Source organism: Psychrobacter sp. DD43 (assembly GCF_904846555.1).
Taxonomy (GTDB): domain Bacteria; phylum Pseudomonadota; class Gammaproteobacteria; order Pseudomonadales; family Moraxellaceae; genus Psychrobacter; species Psychrobacter cryohalolentis.
Genome location: NZ_CAJHBE010000005.1, coordinates 93,353 through 117,468 on the forward strand (window position 1 = coordinate 93,353; position 24,116 = coordinate 117,468).

Genomic DNA, 24,116 nt, shown 5'->3' on the forward strand with positions numbered 1-24,116 from the left:
TTAATAAAAACTATAAGGAACTCTCATGCATATTTTAGACAGCAAAACGGTAAAGAGTCAATTGACAATGACCATGGCTATCGACTCGATCGAGCAGCTGTTGACCCTACAAGCGCAGCATCCAGAGTGGATTAAGTGCCCTGAGCGCTTGGTCATTCCGACTTTCACTGCCAGTGATAAAAACAGTGGCTCCCATCTATCGATGCCTTCAGTATTGTTCGACGGTCATGAAGAATTTGCTATCGTTAAACTGGTCACCATTTGTCCAGATAACCCAAAGCGAAATCTACCGACGACTACCGCTGTGGTGAGTGTCTCAAACAATGATACGGGTGAAATCCTGGCCTTTATGGATGGTGTTTATGTCACTCAAGTACGTACGGCAGCGCTATCGGGTATCGCGAGTAAGTATCTAGCAAAGCCAGATAGCCAGCAAGTGGCAGTCATCGGCTGTGGTGGTATGGCATATGAGCAGCTGAATGCTGTGCTCACTGTGTGTCCAAATATCAAAAAGGTAACGCTATGGAATCGAACTGCTAAGGGTGCAAATACCTTTAAAACACAGTTTTCTGAACAGTATCCAGAATGGTCGGTGACTATGGAGGTCTGCGAAGATATTGCGAGCGCTGTAAAAGATGCCGATGTGATTAACTTGGCGACACGTGCAACCGAAGGCTTGTTTGAGATAAACCAAATTAAAGCCGATGTACATATTAATGCGGTAGGTGCTTATCAACCTGAGATGAAAGAAGTCAGTGATTCCGTCATTGAAGGCTGCTCACATGTCTTTATTGATGATATCGCGGGCGGACGTCATGAAGCGGGCGATTTGATTCAGGCGGATGCTGCTGAGGGTTGCAGTTGGACTTGGGAGGATTTAAGTGGCGATTTAGCTGACTTGGTCACAAAAAATATTACTATCAATCAAGGTAAAAAAGGCATCACCCTGTTCAAATCTGTTGGGGCTGCCAGTTTTGATGCGGCAGTCGCTTTGAAAGTTGCTCAAAAAGCTAAAAACGAAGGTTTGGGTCAGCTGATTACTTGGGGGTAGTGATATGCGCTATGACGTTATTGTGATTGGTGCCGGCATAGTAGGAACCTCTATTGCTTGGCATCTGCAGAAAAACAATGCTCAAGTTCTTTTGCTAGATAAAAAACGACCAGGAGAAGAAACTTCCTATGGTAATGCCGGTATCATTACAAGAGAGGCGGTAAATACAAAACCGTTCCCTAGAAGTTTTAAGGAGATATCTAGAATACTACCCAATAAAAGTGCTGATATTCGATACCGTTGGTCTGCAATATATCGTCTTCAGCGCCCGTTATTACAGTATTGGATTCACTCAAGTCCAAAAAACGTTAAAAAGATCGATGACGAGTGGGCTACGCTCATTCAGCATTGCACAGACGAGCATGAGCCTATGATTAGAGCGTCAGGCGCTGATGAACTGGTCAGTAAAATAGGTTGGATTGAGCTTCATCGTCATTCATATAGCTTTGAAAAATCAATTAATAAAGCGGTAAAAGCGGCGGATAAAGGCGTGGAGTATCAGGTTCTATCGCTAGCAGAGCTCCAAGCGCTAGAGCCAAATGTGAACTTTACAGATTATATAGGCGGTATACACTGGAAAAACTCTTGGCAGATAAAAAATCCCGGCAGTCTTGTGAAAGCATATGCTAAAAATTTTGAAGCAATGGCAGGAGAGATAAAACAATCCACCGTAAAAAATATGATACAGACAGAAGAGGGCTGGCAGGTCATTACCGAGAGCGGAACCCACTTATGTCAGAATTTGGTCATTGCTGCCGGTCCTTGGTCAGCTGATCTCATTAAACCATTGGGTTATGAAATCCCTCTATTTCCTATGCGTGGCTACCATCAACACTTTAAGATTAACGACCAAAACGCATTTTCTCATAGCTTGTTTGATGTAGATAAAGGGTTTGTGATGGGCGCAATGGATCAAGGCGTGAGAATCACGACTGGCGCTGAAATGGCATTGTTAGATGATCCAAAAGACTTTAATCAGTTAGAGACTGTACTGACTTTTGCAAAAAAAGTGTTGCCGCTTGATGCTGCTGTTGAATCTGAAGCATGGTGTGGGACAAGACCCTGCATGCCAGACATGAAGCCAGTTATTGGGCCTGCATCAAAACACGATAATTTATGGTTTTCTTTTGGTCATGCTCATCAAGGTCTGACACTTGGACCGGTGACAGGACGTCTCATTGAGGAGATGATTCACGGTAAGCCATTATTTATTGATGCTCAGCCATTTAGTAGTAGACGCTTCGATTCCAATCTTTAATAAACATAGGTCTTAATAAACGTATCTTTTAACCCCGCTAGACCACATCTTTAATGTCCTTTACAGGCTTAATATTTATTAAGTCTGTCGTCAAAACATCCGCTACTCCCTCCTTTTTCTACTATAAAACTAGCAACATGAATTTTACTCATCTTTAATTTAAATAGTATCATTTTTATTCATGTTTTGGTTCGGGTATGATTCATCTCATACACAAATTCGGTTTTATCTCAAATAATGAGATTAGGTTAAGGTAGCGGATTATCATGAGTAAACAATTTATATATTCCATCTCGAGCATTCGTTTTGATGAAAATTATCAGCCAGCAGACAGCACGCGTCTGACGACTAACTTTGCGAATTTGGCTCGTGGCGAGAGTCGTCAAGAGAACTTACGCAAAACGCTGACTATGATAAATAATCGTTTTAATGATTTAGCACATTGGGATAATCCGACAGCCGACCGTTATTCTGTTGAAGTTGATATCATTTCTGCAGACTTGGATATTAAAGGCAATGGTCATACCTTCCCAGTCATTGAGACCTTAAAAACAACGATCATTGATCATAAAGAAAATAAGCGTATTGACGGTATGATTGGTAACAGCTTCTCATCCTATGTGCGCGATTATGATTTTAGCATCGTATTGCCAGCCCATTTCGATAACCATCCTGCATCGCCACCATCAGCCGATTTTGGCGATTTGCACGGTAAACTGTTTCAACATTTATTGAACTCAGAGGCGTACCAAGCCAATTTTAATAAACAACCGGTGATTTGCCTAAGCGTTTCAAGTAGTAAAACCTATCATCGTACGGGCAATCAGCATCCTGTATTAGGGATTGAATATAGACAAGATGGCTGCGCTTTGAACAAGGGGTCATTGACTGATGAGTACTTTTCCAAAATGGGCTTGACGGTGCGCTATTTTATGCCTGCCAACAGTGCTGCACCTTTAGCATTTTATTTTTCTGGTGACTTGCTGACTGATTACACCGATCTTGAGCTAATCAGTGCGATCAGTACCATGGAGACATTCCAAAAGATTTATCGACCTGAAATTTACAATGCCAACTCAACCGCCGCTCAAATATATCAACCCAGTTTGAAATACCAAGATTATTCACTAACGCAAATTGTGTATGATCGCGCGGAGCGCAGCCAGATGGCAGTGACACAAGGTAAATTTACGGAAGATCAGTTTATCAAGCCATATAAAGACATTCTTGAAGAATGGGCGGAAAGCTATGATGTTGCAAGCGAGACTGCTCAAAAAGAATCGGTCAAAGAAAAAGCTGTTAAAAAACAGGCAGCCTAAGCAATCTAACTCTAGCCAAAATATAAAATACGAATGAATAAGAAGATGAATCTCATGACAATATTATTACCGACACAAAAATTATTACCAACATCAACAGCGGGCAGTTTACCAAAACCTTCTTGGCTTGCCGAACCTGAGAAAATTTGGTCACCTTGGGCATTAGAAGGGGAGCAATTGTTTGAAGCCAAACAAGATGCGCTACGTTTAACATTGCAAGAACAGCGTCATGCAGGGATTGATATCGTCAGTGATGGCGAGCAGACGCGTCAGCATTTTGTCACTACCTTTATTGAACATCTTGATGGCGTCGATTTTGAGAATCGAAAAACCGTTAAAATTCGTGATCGTTATGATGCCAGTGTGCCGTCAGTCGTTGGGGCTGTGAGCCGTCAAAAGCCAGTATTCGTTGAAGATGCGAAGTTCTTACGTCAGCAAACCGATCAGCCGATCAAATGGGCACTGCCTGGTCCGATGACGATGATTGATACCTTATATGATGGTCATTATAAAAGCCGTGAAAAACTGGCTTGGGAGTTTGCTAAAATATTGAATCAAGAAGCCAGAGAATTAGAAGCGGCGGGTGTAGATATCATTCAATTCGATGAGCCAGCGTTTAACGTGTTCTTTGATGACGTCAACGACTGGGGCATCGCTACTTTAGAGCGCGCCATAGAAGGTCTAAAGTGTGAGACGGCGGTGCATATATGCTACGGCTACGGCATCAAAGCCAATACCGATTGGAAAAAGACACTGGGTTCAGAGTGGCGTCAATATGAGCAAGCCTTTCCAAAATTGCAGCAGTCTAATATCGATATTGTCTCTTTAGAGTGTCAAAACTCACATGTACCGATGGATTTGATAGAACTCATTCGCGGTAAAAAAGTGATGATTGGTGCCATTGATGTGGCAAGCAATACTATTGAGACTCCTGAAGAGGTTGCAGATACACTACGCAAAGCCCTGCAATTTGTCGATGCGGACAAGCTTTATCCTTCGACCAACTGCGGCATGGCACCTTTATCGCGCCAAGTGGCACGCGGTAAATTGAACGCGTTAAGTGCAGGCGCTGCAATCGTGCGTCAAGAGCTGACAGCTTAGGATTTACCGACTAAACTTATGCAAAATTTAGCTTTTATAGGTTGGGTCTTTAACTCCGCCTATAAAAGCTTGTTTAAACTCATGAGTGACCTCAGTTATCAATGTACATACTGACTTAACATTTAGGATTGCAGCAATGAGTAAAGATGTGATTGAAGCAACCGACTTTAGAGATGCCATGTCTTTGTTGACGACCGCCGTCAATGTAGTCACCACCAAAGGGCAATCTGGTCTGCATGGGTTTACTGCCTCGGCGGTATGTAGCGTCACCGATACACCGCCAACCTTGCTGATCTGTATGAATCAAACGTCTCGCTCACATGGCTACTTTCTTGAAAATAAAACCTTAAGTGTCAATGTGTTGGGCGCTCAGCATGAGCCTATATCTAATGCCTTTGCTTCTAAATTATGCTCAGAAGAGCGCTTTGGGCACGGTGCTTGGACTGAGTTAGCAACAGGTGCGCCTATTTTAGAAGATGCATTGGTCAGTTTTGACTGTGAGATTGAGGATATTCAGCAAGTTGGTACGCACAGTGTCTTTATGTGCCGAGTTGTCGCCATCAAACAAGGCTATCAACAAAGCAGTGCTGATGAAAGCTTGGTTTATTTCAACCGTGCTTACCATCAAGTAGGTCAAGTAGAAATCGTTTAAGCTGACTTTCTGACATTGATTATCTAATTGTCATCTAACTATAGTCAGCTCAATATCAAGAAGATACCGTGAAACTGGAATGAATTTCTTGTAGCCTCTGTTGGCTTAGGCACAGCAAGCTAGAAAAATTTGTACCAGTTTCACCTTGTCAGATAACGTATCCATTTTATTTTGTATCGACTATAAAACTATCATTCAACCGAGAAGTAATTATCCTGTGGAACTAATCATTTTCTTAATAATAGGCGCTCTAGCAGGATTTGCTGCGGGGCTTTTTGGTGTGGGCGGCGGCACGATTATCGTACCACTGTTATTTATCGTCTTTACCCAAATGGATTACAGTCCTGACATTATCATGCATTTGGCGTTAGGTACGTCACTAGCGACCATCATTGTCACCTCTATCAGCTCGCTCATGGCGCACAATAAAAAGGGCGCCGTCATGTGGCCGGTCTTTAAAAACCTGACACCCGGTTTAGCGATTGGCTGTTTTTTAGGGGCAGGGATTGCAGGACAGATATCTGGGCTGTATCTTCAGCTTATCGTTGGGGTGTTTTTGCTGTGGGTCGCTTATAAGATGTTTTTCGATGGCAAAAAACAAGTCGTTAATCATGCTAATGATGTCCATGGCGCCAATACGGAACTGCCTTCAAAACCTAAGCAGCTAGCGGCAGGCGGGGTTATTGGTATTGCTTCTGCCATTTTTGGTATTGGCGGCGGCAGCTTAACGGTGCCTTATTTAACTCGTTACGGTGTGGTCATGCAAAAAGCCGTTGGCACATCAGCAGCGTGTGGCTTGCCCATTGCCATTGCTGGAGCGTTAGGCTTTATGTTCTTTGGGATGCAGCAGCAAGTCAATGTGCCCAATACCATTGGCTTTGTGCACATTTATGCCTTTTTAGGGATTAGTGTCATGAGCTTTTTCACTGCGAAGCTAGGTGCAAAAGTCGCCCATATACTATCACCAGAGCTTTTAAAAAAATGCTTTGCGGTATTATTAACCGTGGTTGGGTGTTATTTTCTTTTTAAAGGGCTGATTTAGGTATTCATAGTCGTTCCTCTAAAAGGCAAAGCTTGCGAACTGAGCTACCCAAAAAGCACATAGTGAAATGCATTATCATGATCTAAATAATTCGAAGCATTACAACCTAGGAAACAATATTGAGAAAGTAGCTTAGTCGTGCTTGGGCGGTACAGAATATGTGCCAACTACATGCGCGACCAAGTCGCTAGAGCCTTCTGAGTATAAGGAAACCTCACCTACAATGAGCGTACGCCCTACCTTTAGCAAGGTGCACTCAGCAATGATGCGCGCTTCTGCTGATGGTTTGCGCAGAAAATTGATGGTAAGGCTTGTTGTTACTGTCAACGCTACAATGCCAATCTTACCAAGTATCGCCACATAGAGTGCGACATCAGCAATGCTCATCAATACAGGGCCAGAGACCGTACCACCAGGACGTAGCTCATCTATACCGATATCATGCGATAAGGTCGAACTATCATCGCCTACTGATTCAACTTTGCACTTGGTTTGAGGGAATTCTAATGCCATAAAGGCTGCTATTTCTTCTTTGGTCGCAGACATACATACTCCTATGGTTTAATTATTCTTGTTGTTAACTATCTTTTCTTCGCACTCAAGTTCATTGGTTCGATTAACACAACTAGAATCGATAAAATTGGTATCGATTCTAGTTTCTTATTATAAATGGGTAGTAGCTAGATATATTTTTGATACTGACTCAATATTTTTAGTGGCGTATTCTTAAACTAAGGCGTACCAGCATGACCCACTTTAACTGGTGTAGATAGCATACGCCCTTTAGTTTCAGCGGTGCGTGACGCTTCATTCCAGTCAGGTGCTGCACACATAAACAATGTTTTGCCATCTTGTCCGCCAAGAGCAACCGCAAAAATGCCGTCAGGTGCAGTATCAACGGTTTCTAAGATTTCGCCCCCTTCTTTAATACGAACAGCACGTTGGTTCAAGGTATCTGCAATCCAAACAGCGCCCTCGCTATCTAAGGCAAGACCATCAGGTAAGATGCTGGCGTTCTCTATACGTGCCCCTAAATTTGGCTCGTCTCCTAACTCTCCAAAGTTAGCAAAATCACGTTTTTCTCCTAAAGTGCCGTTTTCCTTAATATCGAACTGTGAGACTTTATTGCCAAATAACTCATTAACGATTAATGTCTTTTCATCCGCAGAAATGACCATGCCATTTGGAAAGGCCAAACCTTCTGCCACAACCTGAGAGGTACCATCAGGTCTCACCAATACAAGACCAGTGTGTTTATGATCAGCACCACCCATCAGATCAAAACCGAAGTTTCCAACATAAGCGTTGCCATTAGGCGCAACGACCATATCGTTAGCATGCCCCTCACAATGCTTCCAAATATCAGCGTGAACAACTAATTCGCCATTGTCCTCTAAACGTAACACTTTACGATCTTTCATAGAGACAATGAGCATACGACCGTCAGGAAGCCAGCCTAAGCCAGATGGCTGCTGTTCTACATGGACAATCTTTTCTGCAATGCCTTCATCATTAACACGATAAACGCCTTTGGTATAAAAATCGACAAACCATAAAGCGTTTTTATACCAACGCGGTCCTTCTAGGTAGTGAAAATCATCTACCACCACGTCTAACTCATATTTTGACATAACTATCTTCCTTGATTTATAGACAAAATTATTTAAGAAATTTGCTGCTTATTAGAGTATTTCTTGGTAGATCATTCTTACTTCCTCTAAAGACATATCCATTGGATTGGTTTCAATGAGACGAGCATAGGTATTAATGACCATATCAGCTAACGCGGGGATATCCTCTGCCGTTATATCTAGCTCATTTAAGCGATATTTTAGACCACTTGTTTTCAAGAAGTCTTTTAGTTGATTAATAAATTGATGGGCAGCCTTTAGGTCAGTCATGCCCGAAGTGTCGATAGGCATCACCGCACGAGCGAGTTCTGCATAAAGAGGGGCTGCTACTGGTAAGTTGAAAGTAAATACACCGCACATCACGAGCGCATTAGCATGCCCATGCGGCACATGGAAGTTAATGCTAAGTGGGTAGGAGAGTCCATGTACAGCTGCTACGGAAGCATTGACAAAAGCGATACCAGCGAGCGTTGAACCCAATAACATCTCAGCGCGAGCATCAATATCATCGCCGTGATGGAGCACTGTATAAAAGTTACTCCATAGCATTTGCAAACCTTTAACAGCCAACGCATCTGAAATGGGGTTCTTTTTGGTGCGACTTGTGTAAGCTTCGATGCAGTGAACCATCGCATCTAGGGCAGTGGCAGCAGTAATATGGCGAGGAAGCTTGAGAGTTAGCGTTGCATCTAAAATCGCGACATCAGGTAGGATTTTAGGCGTGTATATGGCTTTCTTGCTGCCATCCTTTGCTGTGATTACAGATACAAAGGTAGCCTCTGCGCCAGTACCTGCAGTGGTGGGGATCGCAAACAACGGCATTTTTTTAAAATCACTAATATCTGCCTCTAAGAGCTCATTAACCGACTGAAAGTCATTGGAATATAGCGCGACAATTTTCGCGGTATCGATAGGGCTGCCACCTCCTAAACCGATGACCAGATTACACTGGTTCGCCCTGGCAAGTTCAATAGCTTCTTCGACGACTTCAATAGGGGGATCAGCAACAACTCTGTCGAAAATAACAACATTAATACCAGCCTGCTCTAAAGACTCTTGTGCGATATCGACGTATCCTAAATCAGAGATGCCAGCGTCTGTAATAATAATGGCAGATGTCGCGTCGTACTGTTTTGCTAAATCCCCTAGCTTCTGGCGCATACTGTCAGCTTCGCTAACAATGTGTCCATTAGTATAAAACTCCATCCCTGTCATTCTATTCTTCCTTGTGTAGATGAGCGATTATTTTTGTGTATTTATAGCCTTTAGATAAATCGCTTGTATAAAGTCTTAGTATTAACTCAATCACGCTACAGTGTATATCTATTAATTGGCACTTTTTGTAAGAATATTTCTTTATTAAAAGCATTAAATTCTATTGAGATATTACTCGCTATTCCTCTAGCTTTTTGAACCTTTGACATCATTAATAAGCTTTATCGAAGCTATCGCAATCTATAGGACTCTGGATATATTTCTAGGTTTCTTCCCATCTCTACTGAAATGGGCACTGAATTTCCTATATAATACGAGCCATCTCGTTGTTGATGATCCATTCAATTTAGGCTTTTTTCTGAACAAGAAAGGCTTTTTATTAGGTAAAAACGGTGCTTTATGTTTAACGCTTCCTCGACTCGTTTAAATAAATACATCAGTGAAAGCGGTATTTGCTCCAGGCGAGACGCTGACCGCTTTATTGAACAAGGTAATGTATACCTCAATGGCAAGCGTGCTGCAGTAGGCGCGCAAGTGGTTGCTGGAGATACGGTGAAAGTCAACGGGCAGCTCATTGAGCCGAAAGAAGCTGATGACTTTGTTTTTATTGTATTAAATAAGCCAGTCGGCATTGTGAGCACCACGGAAAGCTCCGAGAAAAACAACATTGTTGATTTTGTGAGACATAGCGTACGTATTTTCCCGATTGGGCGTTTGGATAAAGATTCTCAGGGCTTAATCTTCTTGACCAGTAATGGTGATCTAGTCAATAAGGTATTGCGTGCTGGGAATAACCATGAAAAAGAATATTTGGTGACGGTGAATAAACCGATAACGGATAATTTTATCGAAGGTTTGGCTGGTGGCGTGCCAATGCTTGGGAAGATGACGAAAAAATGCCCTGTCACTAAGGTGTCGCCTAACGTGTTTAACATTACGCTAGTGCAAGGTCTGAATCGTCAAATTCGCCGTATGTGTGAGCATTTTGGCTATGAAGTTGTGAAGCTTGAGCGTACACGGATTATGAATGTAAGCCTTAAGGGTACGCCCGTTGGAGACTGGCGAGACCTGACGCCAAAAGAGTTGTCTGTTTTACTTAACTCTATAGAAAATTCTTCTTCGCAAGACAGTAAACCGGCTAAGAAATCTCGTAATGCACCACGAAAAAATCCTCGTGCCGATGACTCGTCAAAAGCAAAGTCGTCTTCAAAACCAGCGGGTGCGGCAAAGGGAAATAAAAAACACTCCAAGGATGATGCTAGAAAACCAGCGGGTTCTAAAGGTAGAGATGGGCGTCCTGCTGGTCGTGGTAAGCCGTCAGGGGGTAATGGTAAGTCTGGAGGCAATGGCAAACCTGCTACAAATGGCAAACGCCCTTCAAAAGGTCGTGGTTCTTCGCGATAGTAAGTTTTCACAGTGTGACTGCTTTGTTTATTTCTGAAATGGCAGTAAGCTAAAGAACTTTAGTCTTAACGGGATAATATTATGTTTAAAATAAAAGTAGAGCGCATTGTCAAAAAACCAATTGATGAGGTATTTGAAGCACTGAGCGACCATGCCAGTTATGGCTCATTTAAAGCGGTCGGTGTAGCTAAGTTGGTGAATGAAGGTGACGAGGAGCGCAATGGCGTTGGGGCTTTACGTACCATTAAAACGGGACCTGTTAAGTTTTGGGAGCGAATTACGGCATTTGAGCGTCCTACTCATATGCAATACCAGATTGAAAAATCTAAACCTATAAAAATGCAACATGATAAAGGCGTCATTGATTTAAAAGACTTGGGCGATGGCACTACACACGTGACTTGGGTATCTGAGGGTCGATTGACTGTACCATTGCCATTACTCGGTCGCCTATTTGACCGTCAAATGCAGAAACAAGGAACCATAGGGTTTAGTAGCATACTCAAATCTATAGAAAGCCGCTAATCTAGTGGCAATTTTTGGTTTTATCTTGGGTTTTTGTCGTGTTTGTTATGGTTTGCTCTGAGCGTCGCTGACTGAGTTCGAGCAACCTTTGCTACTATTAATCAGTCTTTTCCTTTATCAATCTCGTTCTTAGCTGCTTCAATCTCGTTAAAGCGTGCTAATTGCTCTGGTGTTGCTTTTTGTTGATGCTTCTCTTTCCACTCAGCATAAGGCATACCATAAACAAGCTCGCGCGCATCTTCGTATTCGATTTCAATACCACGCTCTTCACCAGCCGCTTTATACCATTTGGATAAGCAGTTACGGCAAAAGTCGGCAAGGTTCATTAGCTCAATATTTTGTACATCTTTACGCTCGTCTAAATGAGCTAATAAGCGACGAAATGCCGCTGCTTCTAATTCGATGTTTGATTCTAATTTTGCCATAAGGTTTTTCCTAATTGTAATTGAATCGTTTCAAAACTGAGATGATACTAACGATATAAATATTGCGCAACCTGTGTTGATCTATATTAAAAAAGTCTATTAGTAAACTTGGCAAACTCATCATAGTAGAGGTTCACCAATTTAGAACGTCTTAAGCATAATCGAAGGCTGATCTACTTGAGTCAGGCAGCAATGCCTGACAGGATTAAATTATCATAATACTGCTTTTCAAACTCAAAGGGTGACACATATCCAATCGTGCTATGCAGCCGCTTCTTGTTGAACCAGTCCACCCACTCAAGCGTGGCTAATTCAACATCATTAACACCATTCCATTGTTCTTTTAGATATTCAATAACCTCAGATTTATAGAGTCCATTGACCGTTTCAGCCAGTGCATTATCGTATGAATCGCCTGTTGTACCAACAGAAGCAATCACGCTAGAGTCCGTCATCTTATCGGTATAGCGAATAGATAAGTACTGAACCCCTCGATCACTATGATGAATCACGTCTTTGGGATTGTTTCTGTCTGCTATTGCTTGATTTAATGCTGCCATTACCATATCAGTGTTCATACGCTTTGATACTTTCCAGCCGACAATAGCGCGAGCAAATACATCGATGATAAAAGCGGTATAGACCCAGCCGCTCAATGTCTTGATATAAGTAAAATCTGCAACCCACAGCTGATTAGGACGATGGGCATTAAAGTTACGATTGACCAAGTCATCAGCACGCTTTTGGTCGTCACGGCTGTTGGTGGTAATCTTACCCTTACCGCGCCAGACACCTTGTAGGCCATGCTGGCTCATTAAACGCTCTACGGTACACCGAGCAACCTTTAACCCGTCAGCTTTCATCTGCTGCCAGACTTTGCGAGCGCCGTAGCGGCACTTGCTATTCTGCCAAATACGTCTAATCTCGCTGAGATAGTAGTCGTCATGCTGACTGCGCAGTGAACGCTTTTCAGGGCAGCACTCTAGGTCTTTAGCACGGTGATAGGTTGACGGGGCAATCGGTAGTACTCTACAAATCAGCTCGATCCCATAACTACCTCTATAGTCATCAATAAACTGAACCATTATCTGGGTGGACGGTCGAGCTCCGCCTGGGCGAAAAAAGCAGCAGCCTTACGTATAATCTCATTGGCTTGCTTGAGTTCTCTATTCTCTCGTTCAAGTTCTTTGATACGCTCTTTGTCACTTTGAGCCTGCACTGAGGCGGGAATAGTTTGGTCTATGTGCTTTTTATGCCAGGATCGCAGTGTCTCAGGCGTACAGCCAATCTTTGACGCTATGGCCTGAATGGCTGACCATGTAGAAGGATAGTCGCTCGACGCTTCAATCAGCATGCGAATGGCGCGTTCTTTAATCTCAGGAGTGTAGGTTTGTCTTTTCATTGTCGTATTCTCTCAGAATGTTGAGTCTCCGACAATACCGGGGCGGTTCACTTTCAGCGTAGCTCAATTTCAGCATAGCTCAGAACGGTAAATTCCTTCTCATAAGCAACTATCGTTTCATACTGCTAAACTAGTCACCAAATTCAAGCGTCGTAATTATTTTATTAGTACACTCATTATACGGCCATATTATCAAATCATACTAAAAATCAGTGCCAATAGCGATTGAAGCCATATTTTAAGTATTTACATACATTATAGCTGTTTGGCACTATCATTTACTTTAGCAATAAATTCTTTTAAAAATGAGACACGGATGCTGATTTTAAAGACGAAAACTAATCGACCACAATTACAGCAGGTTAGATTGCTAAAGCGGTCTAGATTGTTGAATCAGTTATCTAATAAACTTACCAGCCGTTTGGTGTTGATACAAGCGGCGGCAGGGTATGGAAAAACAACTGTGATGGTACAGCTGAGCGAACAGTTAGAAGAAAATAACTGTGCTGTTGGTTGGCTGACCTTGGATAACGATGATAATGATCCTGTACGTTTATATCAGTACTTATGGTCAGTATTAACGCAATTTCCTGATTCACATTCGTTAACCGAAGGTAGGGTAACTAAAAACCATATTCATCATCTGCTTTCTCAGCTTGATACTACAACTACATACACTTTATTTATTGATGAGCTAGAAGCAGTAACCAATCCTACTAGCTTAAACCTAATATGGTGGCTGTATCTTTTTTTACCTACTAATTACCATTTGGTCATTGCCTCACGCATACAGCCAAATTGGCCACTTGCAAAAGAGGAGCTGCAGGGATTGGTGAGGATTGTTAGAGCGAATGAATTAAGACTGTCATTACCGGATACTTACGAATTACAGCAATATTTGCAAAGTAACTTGACACACAATATCGCTCTCACACCTTATATGGCAGCTAATCAGTCATTGTCAGAGCTATCGGTATCTTCAACTAATAATATCACTTTGATTGATGACAAACTCGTCTCTATGCTTATTGAAAAAACTGAAGGCTGGTTAACAGGCATTCAGCTCATCAATTTGTACTGTAAAAATGAAGCAGATCTATACCAACTTGTCCACCAAGTCAGTGGTGCTCAGCGTCAAATAGCTGAGTTTTTAGCGGAGCAAGTGTTTTTACAGTGTGATGAGTATATTCAAGATTTTTTACTAAATATTAGTGTGTTAAGAAAAATAAATGCGAGCTTATGCCATGATTTAACAGAGGCAACTGATGCGCAGTTCTTGCTTGAGAACCTGAGTCAACAAGGCCTTTTTATTCAAGCGATAGATGATCAGTATCAGTGGTTTCGTATACATGAATTAATGAGACAGTTTTTACAAACAAGGCTCCAAAACCAAGATAAAAAAAGATATTGGATAGCGCATACTCAAGCAGCTGAATGGCATCAAGAACATAGGATGCCTTTAGAAGCCATTTACCATGCACAAGTTATAGGTGACAATGATTTGGTTTTATCTGCTTTAAAATCGGTTAGTCATGATTTGATACTTGGCGGACGTCTTTACAGCTTTTTGGAGCTAACAAAATCTTTATCTGACACACAATTATGTCAGCATCCAGCTTTACTGTACGATTTGACTTGGGGTTTAGTGCTTTCGCGTCGACATCATGAAGCTGGGCATTATATAAAGGTTCTTGAGCAAGAAAAACTATATCTATCAGACATAGATGCCCACATAGCTATGAGCTACAAAGACAAGCAATTAGGCTTGTCAGCAATGATAGTATTTATTGCTGATGATTTGCCTAAAGCGTATCAACTGGCAAAAACCGGCCTTCAGCAGCTGACTTCAGATGCCTATTTTTTTAGAGCACCGTTAGTAGGTATGTGCGCTTTATATCAGCTTTGTCGCGGAAATATAGAAGAAGCTCGCTCACTAATTCTGCAGTCCAGATTACTCTATATCAAAGGTAATAATCCGTATGGTCTAGCGTATGTAGATAGCATTGATGCGACCTGTGATAGATTGTTAGGCGATGTTCCCTCAGCTATCAAAAAGTTCCAGTGCATAGGTATTAGCCCAGAATACGCTCAGTTAGGTACTAATGACAGTAATCAAGATATGATGCTGGGGGTAGCAAGCAGTTTAAAAGCAGATTTTTACTATGAATTGAATCGTATAGAAGATGCAAAGCAGGCTCTAATAGATTTTGACCATGGTGAAAACATGGCTATTGCAGATATGGTTATTTTAGGGTTTTTAACAGAGCTGAAACTAGGGGTTTTAACGAAAAAAAATAATAAACATTACTATGTGTTAAATGCTAATAGTAAGGCTGATGAGTGGTCGCTTCCACGCTTAATTGAAGATGTGCGGCAGTGGGAAAACGAACAAGCGCTTAAGCAAAAAATGCCTATAGCTTTTGTTACTGATCATGGTAAAGATTATAATATACAGCCTTCTAACTTAGAGACTGAGAAAAGTCAGCCTCATTTTTTAACTTTGACCGAGTTATTGACGGGGTTAGATTTACTGCCATATCGTACGACTATCTTTTTAGGTAATAGCCAGCAGATAGCAGAAGCAACAGCAAGCCTAAATCAACTTTTAAAGGCCAACTTGCCATTTGTACTGCGTAATGCACGCATCAAATTATTGCTGGCAATGGCTTACCATATTTTAGGTCAGCAGATCGATTCTTATACTGTATTAATAGAGGCACTTAAGCTATTTCGTCTGACACAATCGCATCGTATTATTCTTGATGAACATCCATTGCTCTATTCAATACTTATAGATTTGTTCAGCTATCAGGGGAATGAGATAGTTATACTGCCTGATATCAAAGAATATATTGAATCACTATTAAAAATTAGCGGCTATAAGAGTGAAGAAAAGGAAGATTTGTTACCGGATACCGATCAAGAGAGTACAGGGCTATTGACTCAAAAAAATGATGAGAAGCAAAATAATAAGTTTATCTTATCGGAGCGAGAGGTTGAAATTCTATTATTGGTTGAACAAGGACTAAGTGATGGTCAGATAGCTGATAAGGTTTTTTTATCTATACATACCGTTAAATGGCATTTGCGTAATATTTATCATAAGCTGCAAGTGCGCTCCCGAACTCAAGCAGTAGCGGAAGCGCGCCAACAACAGATTTTAGACTAGGCTAAAAGCTAATAAGCTAATAAGCTAATAAGCTCCTAATTTATCAGATGGTAGAGTAGCCACCATCAATTGTAATGGTAGTACCATTAATCCAACTTGCGGCTTTGGAAGCTAAGAACAATACCACAGCTGCCACTTCATCTGGATCTCCAAAGCGTGCTAATGGCGTGCGCGCCATGACAAAATCAGTAAATCCTTCCATCTGTTTTAGTGGTTCAATTAAAGGCGTGTCAATCCATCCAGGTACAACGGCATTAACACGCACCTTATCTTTAGCAAGATAAATCGCATGAGATTTAGTAAGCTGATCAATTGCGCCTTTAGATGATGAATATGCAGGAGTCATTCCTGATCCAAAGATGGCGTATAGCGAAGACACATTGATAATCGAGCCATTATCTGACTTAGCTAAGAGCGGCGCGGCACATTCGCTAATATGAAAAACTGCCGTTAGGTTAACATCAATGACTTTTTTGAAGGTTGGTAACTCGTGTTCTGTTGTAGAGCCCATGCCCGCACCATTAAATAGCACGTCTAGTTGATCTAAATTATTGAAAAAATCCGCTATTTTATTCTCATCTGTTACATCCATTTCTACCGTTTCAATATCCAACCCTTTAGGATATTTTGCCTCGGCACTGTTTAATCCTAACGCCAATACTTTAGCGCCTTTTTTTGCAAAGGCAATAGCCACGGATTGTCCAATTCCTGACGTTCCTCCAGTGACAACTGCAACTTTATTATTAAATAAGTCATCCGAAAATGTATTAAGTGCTTGCGTATCCATACAACCTGTCCTTTTTTTGAAACGTAAATGAAAACAACAGAATGATTCTGTTGAGGCATAACCTTTTTCACACCGTTTAAAATTAGCATAACTAGGGAGTCTAAAAGACGAGTTTTATTAAAAAATAAGTGGGTCTCAAAACCATTCTTTTGAGTGGTTGGCAGAATGTCTGTGGTCGATATACTAATAAACATCAGCAAGTGAGCAGTAGATCAGTAGCAAGCGAGTTACAGGTTTACCCCTTACTTTCTTATGACCAGCCAGCATATGAAAGATATTGATGCTGACTTTAACCGTAAATCAAAAGGAATTGTAATATGTCTATCGGCAACCCTCAAGACTATCTATTGACACTCAATATCAATAAAGAAGGCGAAGTGAAAAACGCTTTACCAGGCGTTCATGTGACCCCTTGTTATTTGAATCCTGAAGCTGGCGTATGGGTAATCTATGCTCGTTTTGATGCAGACACCTTATTACCTCGCCATTACCACACAGGAGTGGTGCATTTTTATACCACAGCTGGATCTTGGAATTATCTAGAGTATCCTGACGATGTTCAAACAACAGGCAGCTATTTGTTTGAGCCAGGTGGTTCTACGCACACTTTTAGCAGTAAAGAAGGTACAGAAGGCTTTATGGTGGTAGAAGGCGCTAATATAAACTTCAATGAAGATGGTTCGCTGATGTTTATCATGGATGCAAGTTGGATTGAACAAGCCTTACATGCCGTAGCCAAACAAACAGGGCAAACAGTGCCACGTTATATCAAGCCTAATGCTAATAACGACTTCAGTGATAAAGCAACAAATAACCCTAACGTATAATTATCCTATTATCATGAGCAAATGAGACAAGCAGCTCAGCTTGTCTCATCTGACTGTTTAGATATTGCTTTAGCATGACTAACACTTCATACGCTATAAAAATTATATAACGCATATTGCTGATTGCACCTATACGTAGAGTGTACCTAGGGATGCGCACAATAAAATAAATATAAGGATATTCAAATGCTAGGGAAAATGATGTATCAGCCACTGCTAATTAGTAGTTTGATTGAGCATGCAGCTAAATATCATGGTGATACCACTATCTTATCGAAAGAGGTGGATGGACAAATTACGATTAGTGATTGGCTGACGGTTTCAAACAACTCAAAACGTTTAGCGAATGCACTAAAAGGACTGGGCCTAAAACCCTCAGAACGAATTGCAACACTGGCATGGAATAATCGACGTCATCTAGAGGCTTGGTACGCGATTTCAGGTAGTGGCATGATTTGCCATACCATCAATCCTCGTCTATTTCCTGAACAGCTAAGTTACATTATTAATGATGCTAATGACCAAGTACTGTTTTTTGATGTTACCTTCCTACCATTAATTATGGCGATTAAAGAGCAAATTACAGGCATTAAGCATTTTATCTGCTTGGGTAGCCATGATAATAAGGTAGTAGCGCAATTACCTGGCGTATTATTCTTTGATGAGTTGTTAGCAGAGAATTCTCCTGATTTTGAATGGCCACAATTCGATGAGACGATTGCCAGCTCTTTATGCTACACCTCAGGAACGACAGGTAATCCTAAAGGGATTTTATACACCCATCGCTCCTCGGTGCTGCATGCGATGGCGTTATCTATGGCTGATATCTCAGCCCTATCTGCAAAAGACGTATTGTTACCGGTAGTGCCGATGTTTCATGTCAATGCGTGGGGAACCCCTTATGCTGCAGCCTTGATAGGTTGCTCTTTAATACTGCCTGGACCGAATCTTGATGGTGACAGCTTAGTGTCTTTAATCGATGATTATCACGTGACTGTTGCTTTAGGTGTTCCAACGATTTGGCAAAGCCTGTTGACCGCTGCCAAAAAACGAGGCAGCAAGCTTGATAGTATGACCCGTACTATTGTCGGTGGAGCGGCTTGCCCACCATCTGTAATCAAAACTTTTAGAGAAGATTTCAATTGTGATGCGATACATGGTTGGGGGATGACAGAGACCAGTCCGCTTGGCACCATGAACCAAATAAAAGGTAAGCATAAATCGCTAAGTAAAGATGAGATAAATGAGTTGCGTAAATCTCAAGGTCGACCCCCTTACGGCGTTGAGATACGTCTTATGGACACCGATCAGCCTCTTGAAGCGGTAGCTGAGGATGGCGTATCGCAAGGACGCTTACAAATACGAGGCCACTGGATCATTAACGATTATTACACTCATAACCCTGATGCCATCACTGAAGACGGTTGGTTCGATACTGGGGATATTGCCACCGTTGATGCCGATGGTTATATGAATATTCGTGATCGCTCAAAGGACTTAATTAAATCCGGTGGTGAGTGGATTTCTTCAGTTGAACTTGAAAATATTGCAGCCGCGCATCCACAAATCAAAATGGCGGCTGCGATTGCTGCAACCCATAGGAAGTGGGGCGAGCGTCCAGTGTTGATCGTGGTCAAAGAGCAAAATTCAGCACTCAATGAGTCACAAGTGATTGATTTTTATGATGACAAAATTGCCAACTGGCAAATACCTGACAAAGTCATCTTTGTAGATAATATTACACTAAATGGTGCTGGCAAGATGGTGAAAAAAGACTTGCGGGATGAGTATGGAGATGTGCTGTTAAGTTCATAGCACCAAATTAAGTCATATCACATTAAAAAACAAGGAGCGTTAGTCATGATATTCAATAAATCAGACAAGCAGGTTAGATGGATTATTGGTGGCAGTAGTGGCATTGGCTATGAGCTAGCAAAGCGCTACTTGCAAGCCGGCGACAAGGTTTGTATTTTTGCCCATGATCAAATTGATGAAGCGGTTGCAACGCTGAATGAATTCGCAAAAGAGTCTAAAAAAGGCGCGAAACACAATGAAAATAGCGACTCTATAAAGGGCTATGAAGTTGATGTAACAGATACTAAGCAATTAGCAGCGGTGTTCAATGACGCGGAACAAGCTTTTTCTGCACCTGATACTGTTATAAATAGTGCTGGTATCGCCATTGCAAAATCCTTTGAAGAGATGACTGAGGAAGAGTTTAAACGGCAAATAGATATCAATCTAGTCGGTAGCCGTAACGTAGCTTATTGCGCTTTGCCTCATCTAAAAGCCGCGCGCAGTAATAGCAAACAGCGCCCTAAATTGGTACTGATCTCATCGATGGCTGGCTTAGTGGCTTGCTATGGCTATGCGGGTTATTGTGCTTCTAAGTTTGGCATTATTGGCTTGGCTGATGTGTTAAGGATGGAGCTGAGTAAGCCAGAGGGCATCGATATTGCTGTCGTCTGTCCGCCTGAGGTTGAGACGCCTTTAGTATTTGAAGAACGAAAATCTGGATCACCCATTACCACTCAGCTTAAGCAATTAGGGGGTAGTTTACCTATTGAAGTGGCCGTTGATGAGATATTAGCAGGCATCCGCGCTAACGACTTCTTCATTATACCTGGTAAGCAAGCTCGCAAGCTTTATCATCTAACGCGCTTATTGCCAATGACTGTTCGTGGCCAAGTAGATAAAAAGTTGGCAAAAATCCTTAAGAATTCTGCTTAATAGCTTATCTGTCCTAAGAAAATGGTTTAAGTCATCTAAAAGTTAGATCTATTTTTAAAATCGTCATTAGTCAAACAGCCTGTCAAAGGCTGTTTGTAGGATAACTCATACCAAAAAAAGACGGATAGTGACATACAAGGGAGTGTATACCATGGCAAATATCAATCAAAGCCGGATAACGGTGTCTGAAATACTGACCCAGCCTCAGCATCATCTGCCAGATTTACCTCATAATGAGTCTTATCAGTTTCATAGCATGATAAAACCTAGTGGCTCGCAATGTAATATCGACTGCCAATATTGCTTTTATCTGCACAAAGAGCAACTGCTTGAGCAGCCAAAAACGCCTCGCATGTCTGATGATTTATTAGAGCAGCATATTAGACAATATATAGAGGCGCAAACTGGCTCTGAGGTGGTATTTAGCTGGCAAGGTGGCGAGCCGATGCTAATGGGGTTGGACTTTTATCAGCGGGTAGTTGAGCTGCAAGCTAAGTATAAAAAGGCTGATCAAACCATCTATAACGACCTGCAAACCAACGGTATATTAATCGATGAAAAATGGTGCGAGTTTTTAAAGAAACATCAGTTTTTGGTTGGCTTATCGATAGATGGTTCTGCCAAGTTTCATAACGAGTATCGACGTACTAATAATGATAAACCCACCCATCATTTAGTGATGAGGGCAGTGGCCTTATTACGTCAATACGATATCGAATTTAATGCGCTATGTGTAGTCAATGCCTATAACAGTCAACATCCCTTAGAGGTCTATCGGTTCTTACGCGATGACGTGGCACCAAAAATGATCCAATTTAGTGCTTGTGTTGAACCTGTAGATTTCAAAACCTCTGGCCCTAACTATCTAAAAGATCAAGCGACTCAACAGGCTGATAATCAAGTCACGCATTGGTCAGTCACTAGCCAAGGCTGGGGCAATTTTTTAGCCGACATTTGGGATGAGTGGTTGGCATACGACTATGGTGAAGTGTTCGTTGATCAGTTTGAAAATACTGTCTCCCAAATCTTTGGATACGGCGCGCAAAAATGTACCACCGCGCAAATCTGTGGCAAGGCTCTAGCAATTGAGCATAATGGCGATGTTTATTCCTGTGATCATTTTGTCTATCCAGAATTTAAGCTTGGCAATATTAGCGACATTCACGAAGGTGACTTAGCCTTTAGTAAGGAGCAAGAGCAGTTTGCCTTTGCGAAGTATCAACAGCTCACTAAGTATTGTCAGCAGTGTCCTTATTTACAACTATGTTGGGGTGAGTGTCCGAAAAACAGATTTATCAGTAGCCCTGATGGTGAAAAGGGTTTGAACTATTTATGTCAAGGCCTAAAGATTTTTTATCAAAAAGCAGTGTCTGATTATCCGGTATTGAGTGCACGCCTACAATAATAGGCAAAGCAATATTTACTTATAAAAAGGCCAAGATTTAGAGCTAAGGCTAATAGATTAGGGAGGTGTAAACGCCATACAACGCTGTACATTGTCATAGCATTTTTTATATTTAACGCATTTAAATCCCTATTGTGATCAAGGAGGATACCGTGGGTATCAAAAAATCGTCATTATCTTTGGCCGTCAGTTTATTACTACTGTCAGGCATCAGCGTCAGTCACGCTAGTACTGAAACTCCAGTAGCCCCTACCAATACTATTGGCGGAGATCCCTTTTTAAAGGCAGTGGTTGTCTCTGATAGCATGGAGCCTGCCATACCTCATCCTGAACAGGACAAGATAGCAGAACAAAAGCTGCGCGCTCTAAAGCAGAAAACAGGCAAGGCTCCTAACGTCCTTATCTTCTTAGTAGATGATATGGGCTGGGGCGACTTAGGCGTTTATGGCGGCGGTGAGGCAGTAGGCGCACCGACTCCAAATATTGATAAGCTGGCGCAGCAAGGATTGCGTTTTACTTCATTCTATGCCCAGCCTTTTAGCACGCCTTCAAGAGCCGCTATGATGACTGGACGCATGCCAAATCGTACAGGACTGACTAGACCGATACTCACAGGAGAAAAGATTACACAGAACCCATGGGCAGGTGAAAAAACTGCCGCTGGTATTCTAAGCGATTCAGGTTATCAAACCGCCTTGTCAGGAAAATGGCATCTAGGTGAGAGCGATGGCACTTATCCTCATCAAAATGGCTATGATGAATATTATGGCATCCTACCTGTGGTCTCCAACATGACTGAGATGTTAGATGAACGTATCTATCCAAACTTAGTCAACAATCCTGAACTAAATGCGAAATTAAAAGCTATTCAGCCTCCTGAGATTACCAGCGGTGTCGAAGGTGGACCTTTAAAGATAGAGCAAAAGCTTAAAAACTTAGATGACATCAGAGAGCTCGATCAACAGTTCGCTGATTATTCAGATAGTTTTATCCGTCAAAACAAAGATAAGCCTTTTTATTTAGTGCATTCATTCTCACGACTACACAATGACAATTACCCTGCCGAGGGTTATAAAGGTAAAAGCCCCGCCAAGTTCCCGTATAAAGATGGGGTTATAGAGGTCGATGATATCGTCGGTCGCTTAATGAAAACTTTAAAAGATACTGGACAGCTTGAAAATACTCTAGTGTTCTTTACCTCAGATAATGGCGCGAATGAAGACGTCTGGCCAGATTCAGGCTTCCATCCTTGGAAAGGTGGTAAAGGTACCACATGGGAAGGGGGTATACGCGTACCTGGTATTGCTTATTGGCCAGGGATGATAAAACCAGGACGGGTGAGCGATGGAATTATCGATATTTTAGATCTGTTCAATACCTCAGTTGCTGTTGCAGGACAGAGTAATAAGATTCCTAAAGATCGTTATATAGATGGCATTGATCAAACTGGCTTTTTGTTAGCTGATAATGGTGAGTCAAATCGCGAAACGGCATATTTTTATGCCTTCAATCAATTTACAGCGCTGCGCTGGAATGAATACAAAGTTCATTTTAAAGTAATGCAAACCTCAGCGACTAGAAAGAATATCGATCAAACGACGATACAGACTGCCTCTCCAGCACCTTGGGTTTATAATCTGTACATGGATCCAAAAGAGCAACAAGCTAGTCATATTGGCTTTGAGTGGGGTTATCCACGGGTAGTCGGTCTAGCCAAATATCATGCAGGCACTTATAAAAAGTATCCACCTAAAGATATTGGACTTAATGTTCCTTAAGTATAAAGTGTATGTTTTATAGATTAGTATTGAATGTTGATTTAGTTTATTGAAAATCTGAAGTATCTTGATCGCTTCTAGTTGAGTGATTAAGCCCCAATATTTATCATATTAGCTGAGTAAAAATTAAACATAAAAAGGTCACCAATACTCTATTATTTAGAGCGTTGGCGACCTTTTTTACTATTATCCATACTTACTCATAGCGCACATTAACTCATAATATCGATAATGGTATTGAAGAATTTTGGAATCAGTCTAAACGAACACTCAGAAAATATAATGGGTTCGATAAAAAGCACTTCCTTTTATTCTTAAAAGATTGCGAGTTTAGGTTCAACTATGGGTTACCCTCTAATCAGCTCAAAACTTTGAGAAAATGGTGTGATATTTAA

The 24,116-nt window shown here is 41.5% G+C and carries 20 protein-coding genes, 1 pseudogene and 1 other annotated feature; of the genes and pseudogenes, 15 read left to right on the plus strand and 6 right to left on the minus strand.

Translation table 11 applies throughout. The annotated features are described in order from the left end of the window. The first annotated feature begins 25 nt into the window (after positions 1-25). The 6 genes from JMX89_RS04160 to JMX89_RS04185 all read left to right on the plus strand — a co-directional run bounded on the left by JMX89_RS04160 (position 26) and on the right by JMX89_RS04185 (position 6,423). A complete protein-coding gene (locus JMX89_RS04160; protein ID WP_201550928.1) occupies positions 26-1,051 on the plus strand; it encodes an ornithine cyclodeaminase family protein in 1,026 nt (341 codons plus the stop codon). A 4-nt stretch (positions 1,052-1,055) separates the two neighbouring features. Beyond that, positions 1,056-2,309: an NAD(P)/FAD-dependent oxidoreductase gene (locus tag JMX89_RS04165; RefSeq protein WP_201550930.1), complete on the plus strand. Its 1,254-nt coding sequence runs from the start codon at positions 1,056-1,058 to the stop codon at positions 2,307-2,309. A gap of 266 nt (positions 2,310-2,575) precedes the next feature. Next, positions 2,576-3,628, plus strand: coding sequence for a DUF1852 domain-containing protein (locus JMX89_RS04170; protein ID WP_201550931.1), 1,053 nt, complete (start codon positions 2,576-2,578; stop codon positions 3,626-3,628). 54 nt (positions 3,629-3,682) lie between these two features. After that, a complete protein-coding gene (locus JMX89_RS04175) occupies positions 3,683-4,729 on the plus strand; it encodes a methionine synthase (RefSeq protein ID WP_201550933.1) in 1,047 nt (348 codons plus the stop codon). Positions 4,730-4,877: 148 nt separating this feature from the next. Then, the gene (locus JMX89_RS04180; RefSeq protein ID WP_201550982.1) at positions 4,878-5,381 is read left to right on the plus strand and encodes a flavin reductase; all 504 of its coding nucleotides are present in this window, start codon (positions 4,878-4,880) and stop codon (positions 5,379-5,381) included. A 217-nt stretch (positions 5,382-5,598) separates the two neighbouring features. Then, complete coding sequence (locus JMX89_RS04185) at positions 5,599-6,423, plus strand: sulfite exporter TauE/SafE family protein (protein ID WP_201531558.1); 825 nt, start codon at positions 5,599-5,601, stop codon at positions 6,421-6,423. A gap of 132 nt (positions 6,424-6,555) precedes the next feature. Here the strand turns inward: JMX89_RS04185 and JMX89_RS04190 are convergent, their stop codons facing one another. The 3 genes from JMX89_RS04190 to JMX89_RS04200 form a co-directional block, all read right to left on the minus strand. Then, a complete protein-coding gene (locus tag JMX89_RS04190) occupies positions 6,556-6,969 on the minus strand; it encodes a PaaI family thioesterase (RefSeq protein WP_201531559.1) in 414 nt (137 codons plus the stop codon). Positions 6,970-7,154: 185 nt separating this feature from the next. Beyond that, complete coding sequence (locus tag JMX89_RS04195) at positions 7,155-8,054, minus strand: SMP-30/gluconolactonase/LRE family protein (protein WP_201531560.1); 900 nt, start codon at positions 8,052-8,054, stop codon at positions 7,155-7,157. Positions 8,055-8,105: 51 nt separating this feature from the next. Continuing rightward, positions 8,106-9,269, minus strand: coding sequence for an iron-containing alcohol dehydrogenase (locus tag JMX89_RS04200; protein WP_201550935.1), 1,164 nt, complete (start codon positions 9,267-9,269; stop codon positions 8,106-8,108). Between the two features lie 399 nt (positions 9,270-9,668). Between JMX89_RS04200 and rluF the strand changes: the two genes are divergently transcribed. Then, positions 9,669-10,673 carry a 23S rRNA pseudouridine(2604) synthase RluF gene (gene rluF / locus JMX89_RS04205; protein ID WP_201531564.1) on the plus strand — a complete coding sequence of 335 codons (1,005 nt, stop codon included), beginning with the start codon at positions 9,669-9,671 and terminating at the stop codon, positions 10,671-10,673. An 81-nt stretch (positions 10,674-10,754) separates the two neighbouring features. Then, positions 10,755-11,198, plus strand: coding sequence for an SRPBCC family protein (locus JMX89_RS04210; protein WP_181210262.1), 444 nt, complete (start codon positions 10,755-10,757; stop codon positions 11,196-11,198). 101 nt (positions 11,199-11,299) lie between these two features. On the opposite strand, the gene JMX89_RS04215 is transcribed toward JMX89_RS04210, so the two are convergent. Both JMX89_RS04215 and JMX89_RS04220 read right to left on the minus strand, forming a co-directional pair. Next, complete coding sequence (locus tag JMX89_RS04215) at positions 11,300-11,623, minus strand: DUF1244 domain-containing protein (protein WP_181210261.1); 324 nt, start codon at positions 11,621-11,623, stop codon at positions 11,300-11,302. Between the two features lie 182 nt (positions 11,624-11,805). Next, positions 11,806-13,025 (minus strand): IS3 family transposase gene (locus JMX89_RS04220; RefSeq protein WP_413786635.1). Its coding sequence is split into 2 segments (ribosomal slippage): positions 11,806-12,749 and positions 12,749-13,025, totalling 1,221 coding nucleotides; the frame shifts between segments, so codons are not numbered across the junction. Next, positions 12,634-12,750, minus strand: a sequence feature (AL1L pseudoknot). Its footprint overlaps the gene before it by 117 nt. Positions 13,026-13,413: 388 nt before the next feature. Here JMX89_RS04220 and JMX89_RS04225 point away from each other — a divergent pair. Next, the gene (locus JMX89_RS04225) at positions 13,414-16,194 is read left to right on the plus strand and encodes a helix-turn-helix transcriptional regulator (protein WP_201531568.1); all 2,781 of its coding nucleotides are present in this window, start codon (positions 13,414-13,416) and stop codon (positions 16,192-16,194) included. A 43-nt stretch (positions 16,195-16,237) separates the two neighbouring features. Here JMX89_RS04225 and JMX89_RS04230 read toward each other — a convergent pair whose 3' ends face one another. Continuing rightward, positions 16,238-16,981, minus strand: a complete 744-nt coding sequence (locus JMX89_RS04230) for an SDR family NAD(P)-dependent oxidoreductase (RefSeq protein ID WP_181210258.1) — start codon at positions 16,979-16,981, stop codon at positions 16,238-16,240. A 317-nt stretch (positions 16,982-17,298) separates the two neighbouring features. Here JMX89_RS04230 and JMX89_RS04235 point away from each other — a divergent pair, with 317 nt between their 5' ends. The 6 genes and pseudogenes from JMX89_RS04235 to JMX89_RS04260 form a co-directional block, all read left to right on the plus strand. Continuing rightward, positions 17,299-17,808 (plus strand): 2,4'-dihydroxyacetophenone dioxygenase family protein, encoded by a 510-nt coding sequence (locus tag JMX89_RS04235; RefSeq protein WP_201531570.1) that lies wholly within the window; start codon positions 17,299-17,301, stop codon positions 17,806-17,808. A gap of 186 nt (positions 17,809-17,994) precedes the next feature. Continuing rightward, positions 17,995-19,623 (plus strand): long-chain fatty acid--CoA ligase, encoded by a 1,629-nt coding sequence (locus JMX89_RS04240; protein WP_201531572.1) that lies wholly within the window; start codon positions 17,995-17,997, stop codon positions 19,621-19,623. Between the two features lie 45 nt (positions 19,624-19,668). Then, on the plus strand, positions 19,669-20,538 hold the full coding sequence (locus JMX89_RS04245) for an SDR family NAD(P)-dependent oxidoreductase (protein ID WP_181210255.1): 870 nt from the start codon (positions 19,669-19,671) through the stop codon (positions 20,536-20,538). Positions 20,539-20,689: 151 nt separating this feature from the next. Further along, positions 20,690-21,943 carry an anaerobic sulfatase maturase gene (locus tag JMX89_RS04250; RefSeq protein WP_181210254.1) on the plus strand — a complete coding sequence of 418 codons (1,254 nt, stop codon included), beginning with the start codon at positions 20,690-20,692 and terminating at the stop codon, positions 21,941-21,943. A gap of 152 nt (positions 21,944-22,095) precedes the next feature. Then, positions 22,096-23,721, plus strand: a complete 1,626-nt coding sequence (locus tag JMX89_RS04255) for an arylsulfatase (protein ID WP_201531574.1) — start codon at positions 22,096-22,098, stop codon at positions 23,719-23,721. A gap of 230 nt (positions 23,722-23,951) precedes the next feature. Further along, positions 23,952-24,116 (plus strand): annotated as a pseudogene (locus JMX89_RS04260) (IS1595 family transposase); the annotation flags it as partial.

What these genes read in the sequence shown, in the direction of transcription:
- JMX89_RS04195 (WP_201531560.1), bottom strand. Translation starts at nt 8,054, where the DNA reads ATGTCAAAATATGAGTTAGACGTGGTGGTAGATGATTTTCACTACCTA.
- JMX89_RS04230 (WP_181210258.1), bottom strand. Translation starts at nt 16,981, where the DNA reads ATGGATACGCAAGCACTTAATACATTTTCGGATGACTTATTTAATAAT.
- JMX89_RS04235 (WP_201531570.1), top strand. Translation starts at nt 17,299, where the DNA reads ATGTCTATCGGCAACCCTCAAGACTATCTATTGACACTCAATATCAAT.
- JMX89_RS04160 (WP_201550928.1), top strand. Translation starts at nt 26, where the DNA reads ATGCATATTTTAGACAGCAAAACGGTAAAGAGTCAATTGACAATGACC.
- JMX89_RS04190 (WP_201531559.1), bottom strand. Translation starts at nt 6,969, where the DNA reads ATGTCTGCGACCAAAGAAGAAATAGCAGCCTTTATGGCATTAGAATTC.
- JMX89_RS04245 (WP_181210255.1), top strand. Translation starts at nt 19,669, where the DNA reads ATGATATTCAATAAATCAGACAAGCAGGTTAGATGGATTATTGGTGGC.
- JMX89_RS04210 (WP_181210262.1), top strand. Translation starts at nt 10,755, where the DNA reads ATGTTTAAAATAAAAGTAGAGCGCATTGTCAAAAAACCAATTGATGAG.
- JMX89_RS04250 (WP_181210254.1), top strand. Translation starts at nt 20,690, where the DNA reads ATGGCAAATATCAATCAAAGCCGGATAACGGTGTCTGAAATACTGACC.
- JMX89_RS04200 (WP_201550935.1), bottom strand. Translation starts at nt 9,269, where the DNA reads ATGACAGGGATGGAGTTTTATACTAATGGACACATTGTTAGCGAAGCT.
- JMX89_RS04215 (WP_181210261.1), bottom strand. Translation starts at nt 11,623, where the DNA reads ATGGCAAAATTAGAATCAAACATCGAATTAGAAGCAGCGGCATTTCGT.
- JMX89_RS04175 (WP_201550933.1), top strand. Translation starts at nt 3,683, where the DNA reads ATGACAATATTATTACCGACACAAAAATTATTACCAACATCAACAGCG.
- JMX89_RS04165 (WP_201550930.1), top strand. Translation starts at nt 1,056, where the DNA reads ATGCGCTATGACGTTATTGTGATTGGTGCCGGCATAGTAGGAACCTCT.
- rluF (WP_201531564.1), top strand. Translation starts at nt 9,669, where the DNA reads ATGTTTAACGCTTCCTCGACTCGTTTAAATAAATACATCAGTGAAAGC.
- JMX89_RS04240 (WP_201531572.1), top strand. Translation starts at nt 17,995, where the DNA reads ATGCTAGGGAAAATGATGTATCAGCCACTGCTAATTAGTAGTTTGATT.
- JMX89_RS04170 (WP_201550931.1), top strand. Translation starts at nt 2,576, where the DNA reads ATGAGTAAACAATTTATATATTCCATCTCGAGCATTCGTTTTGATGAA.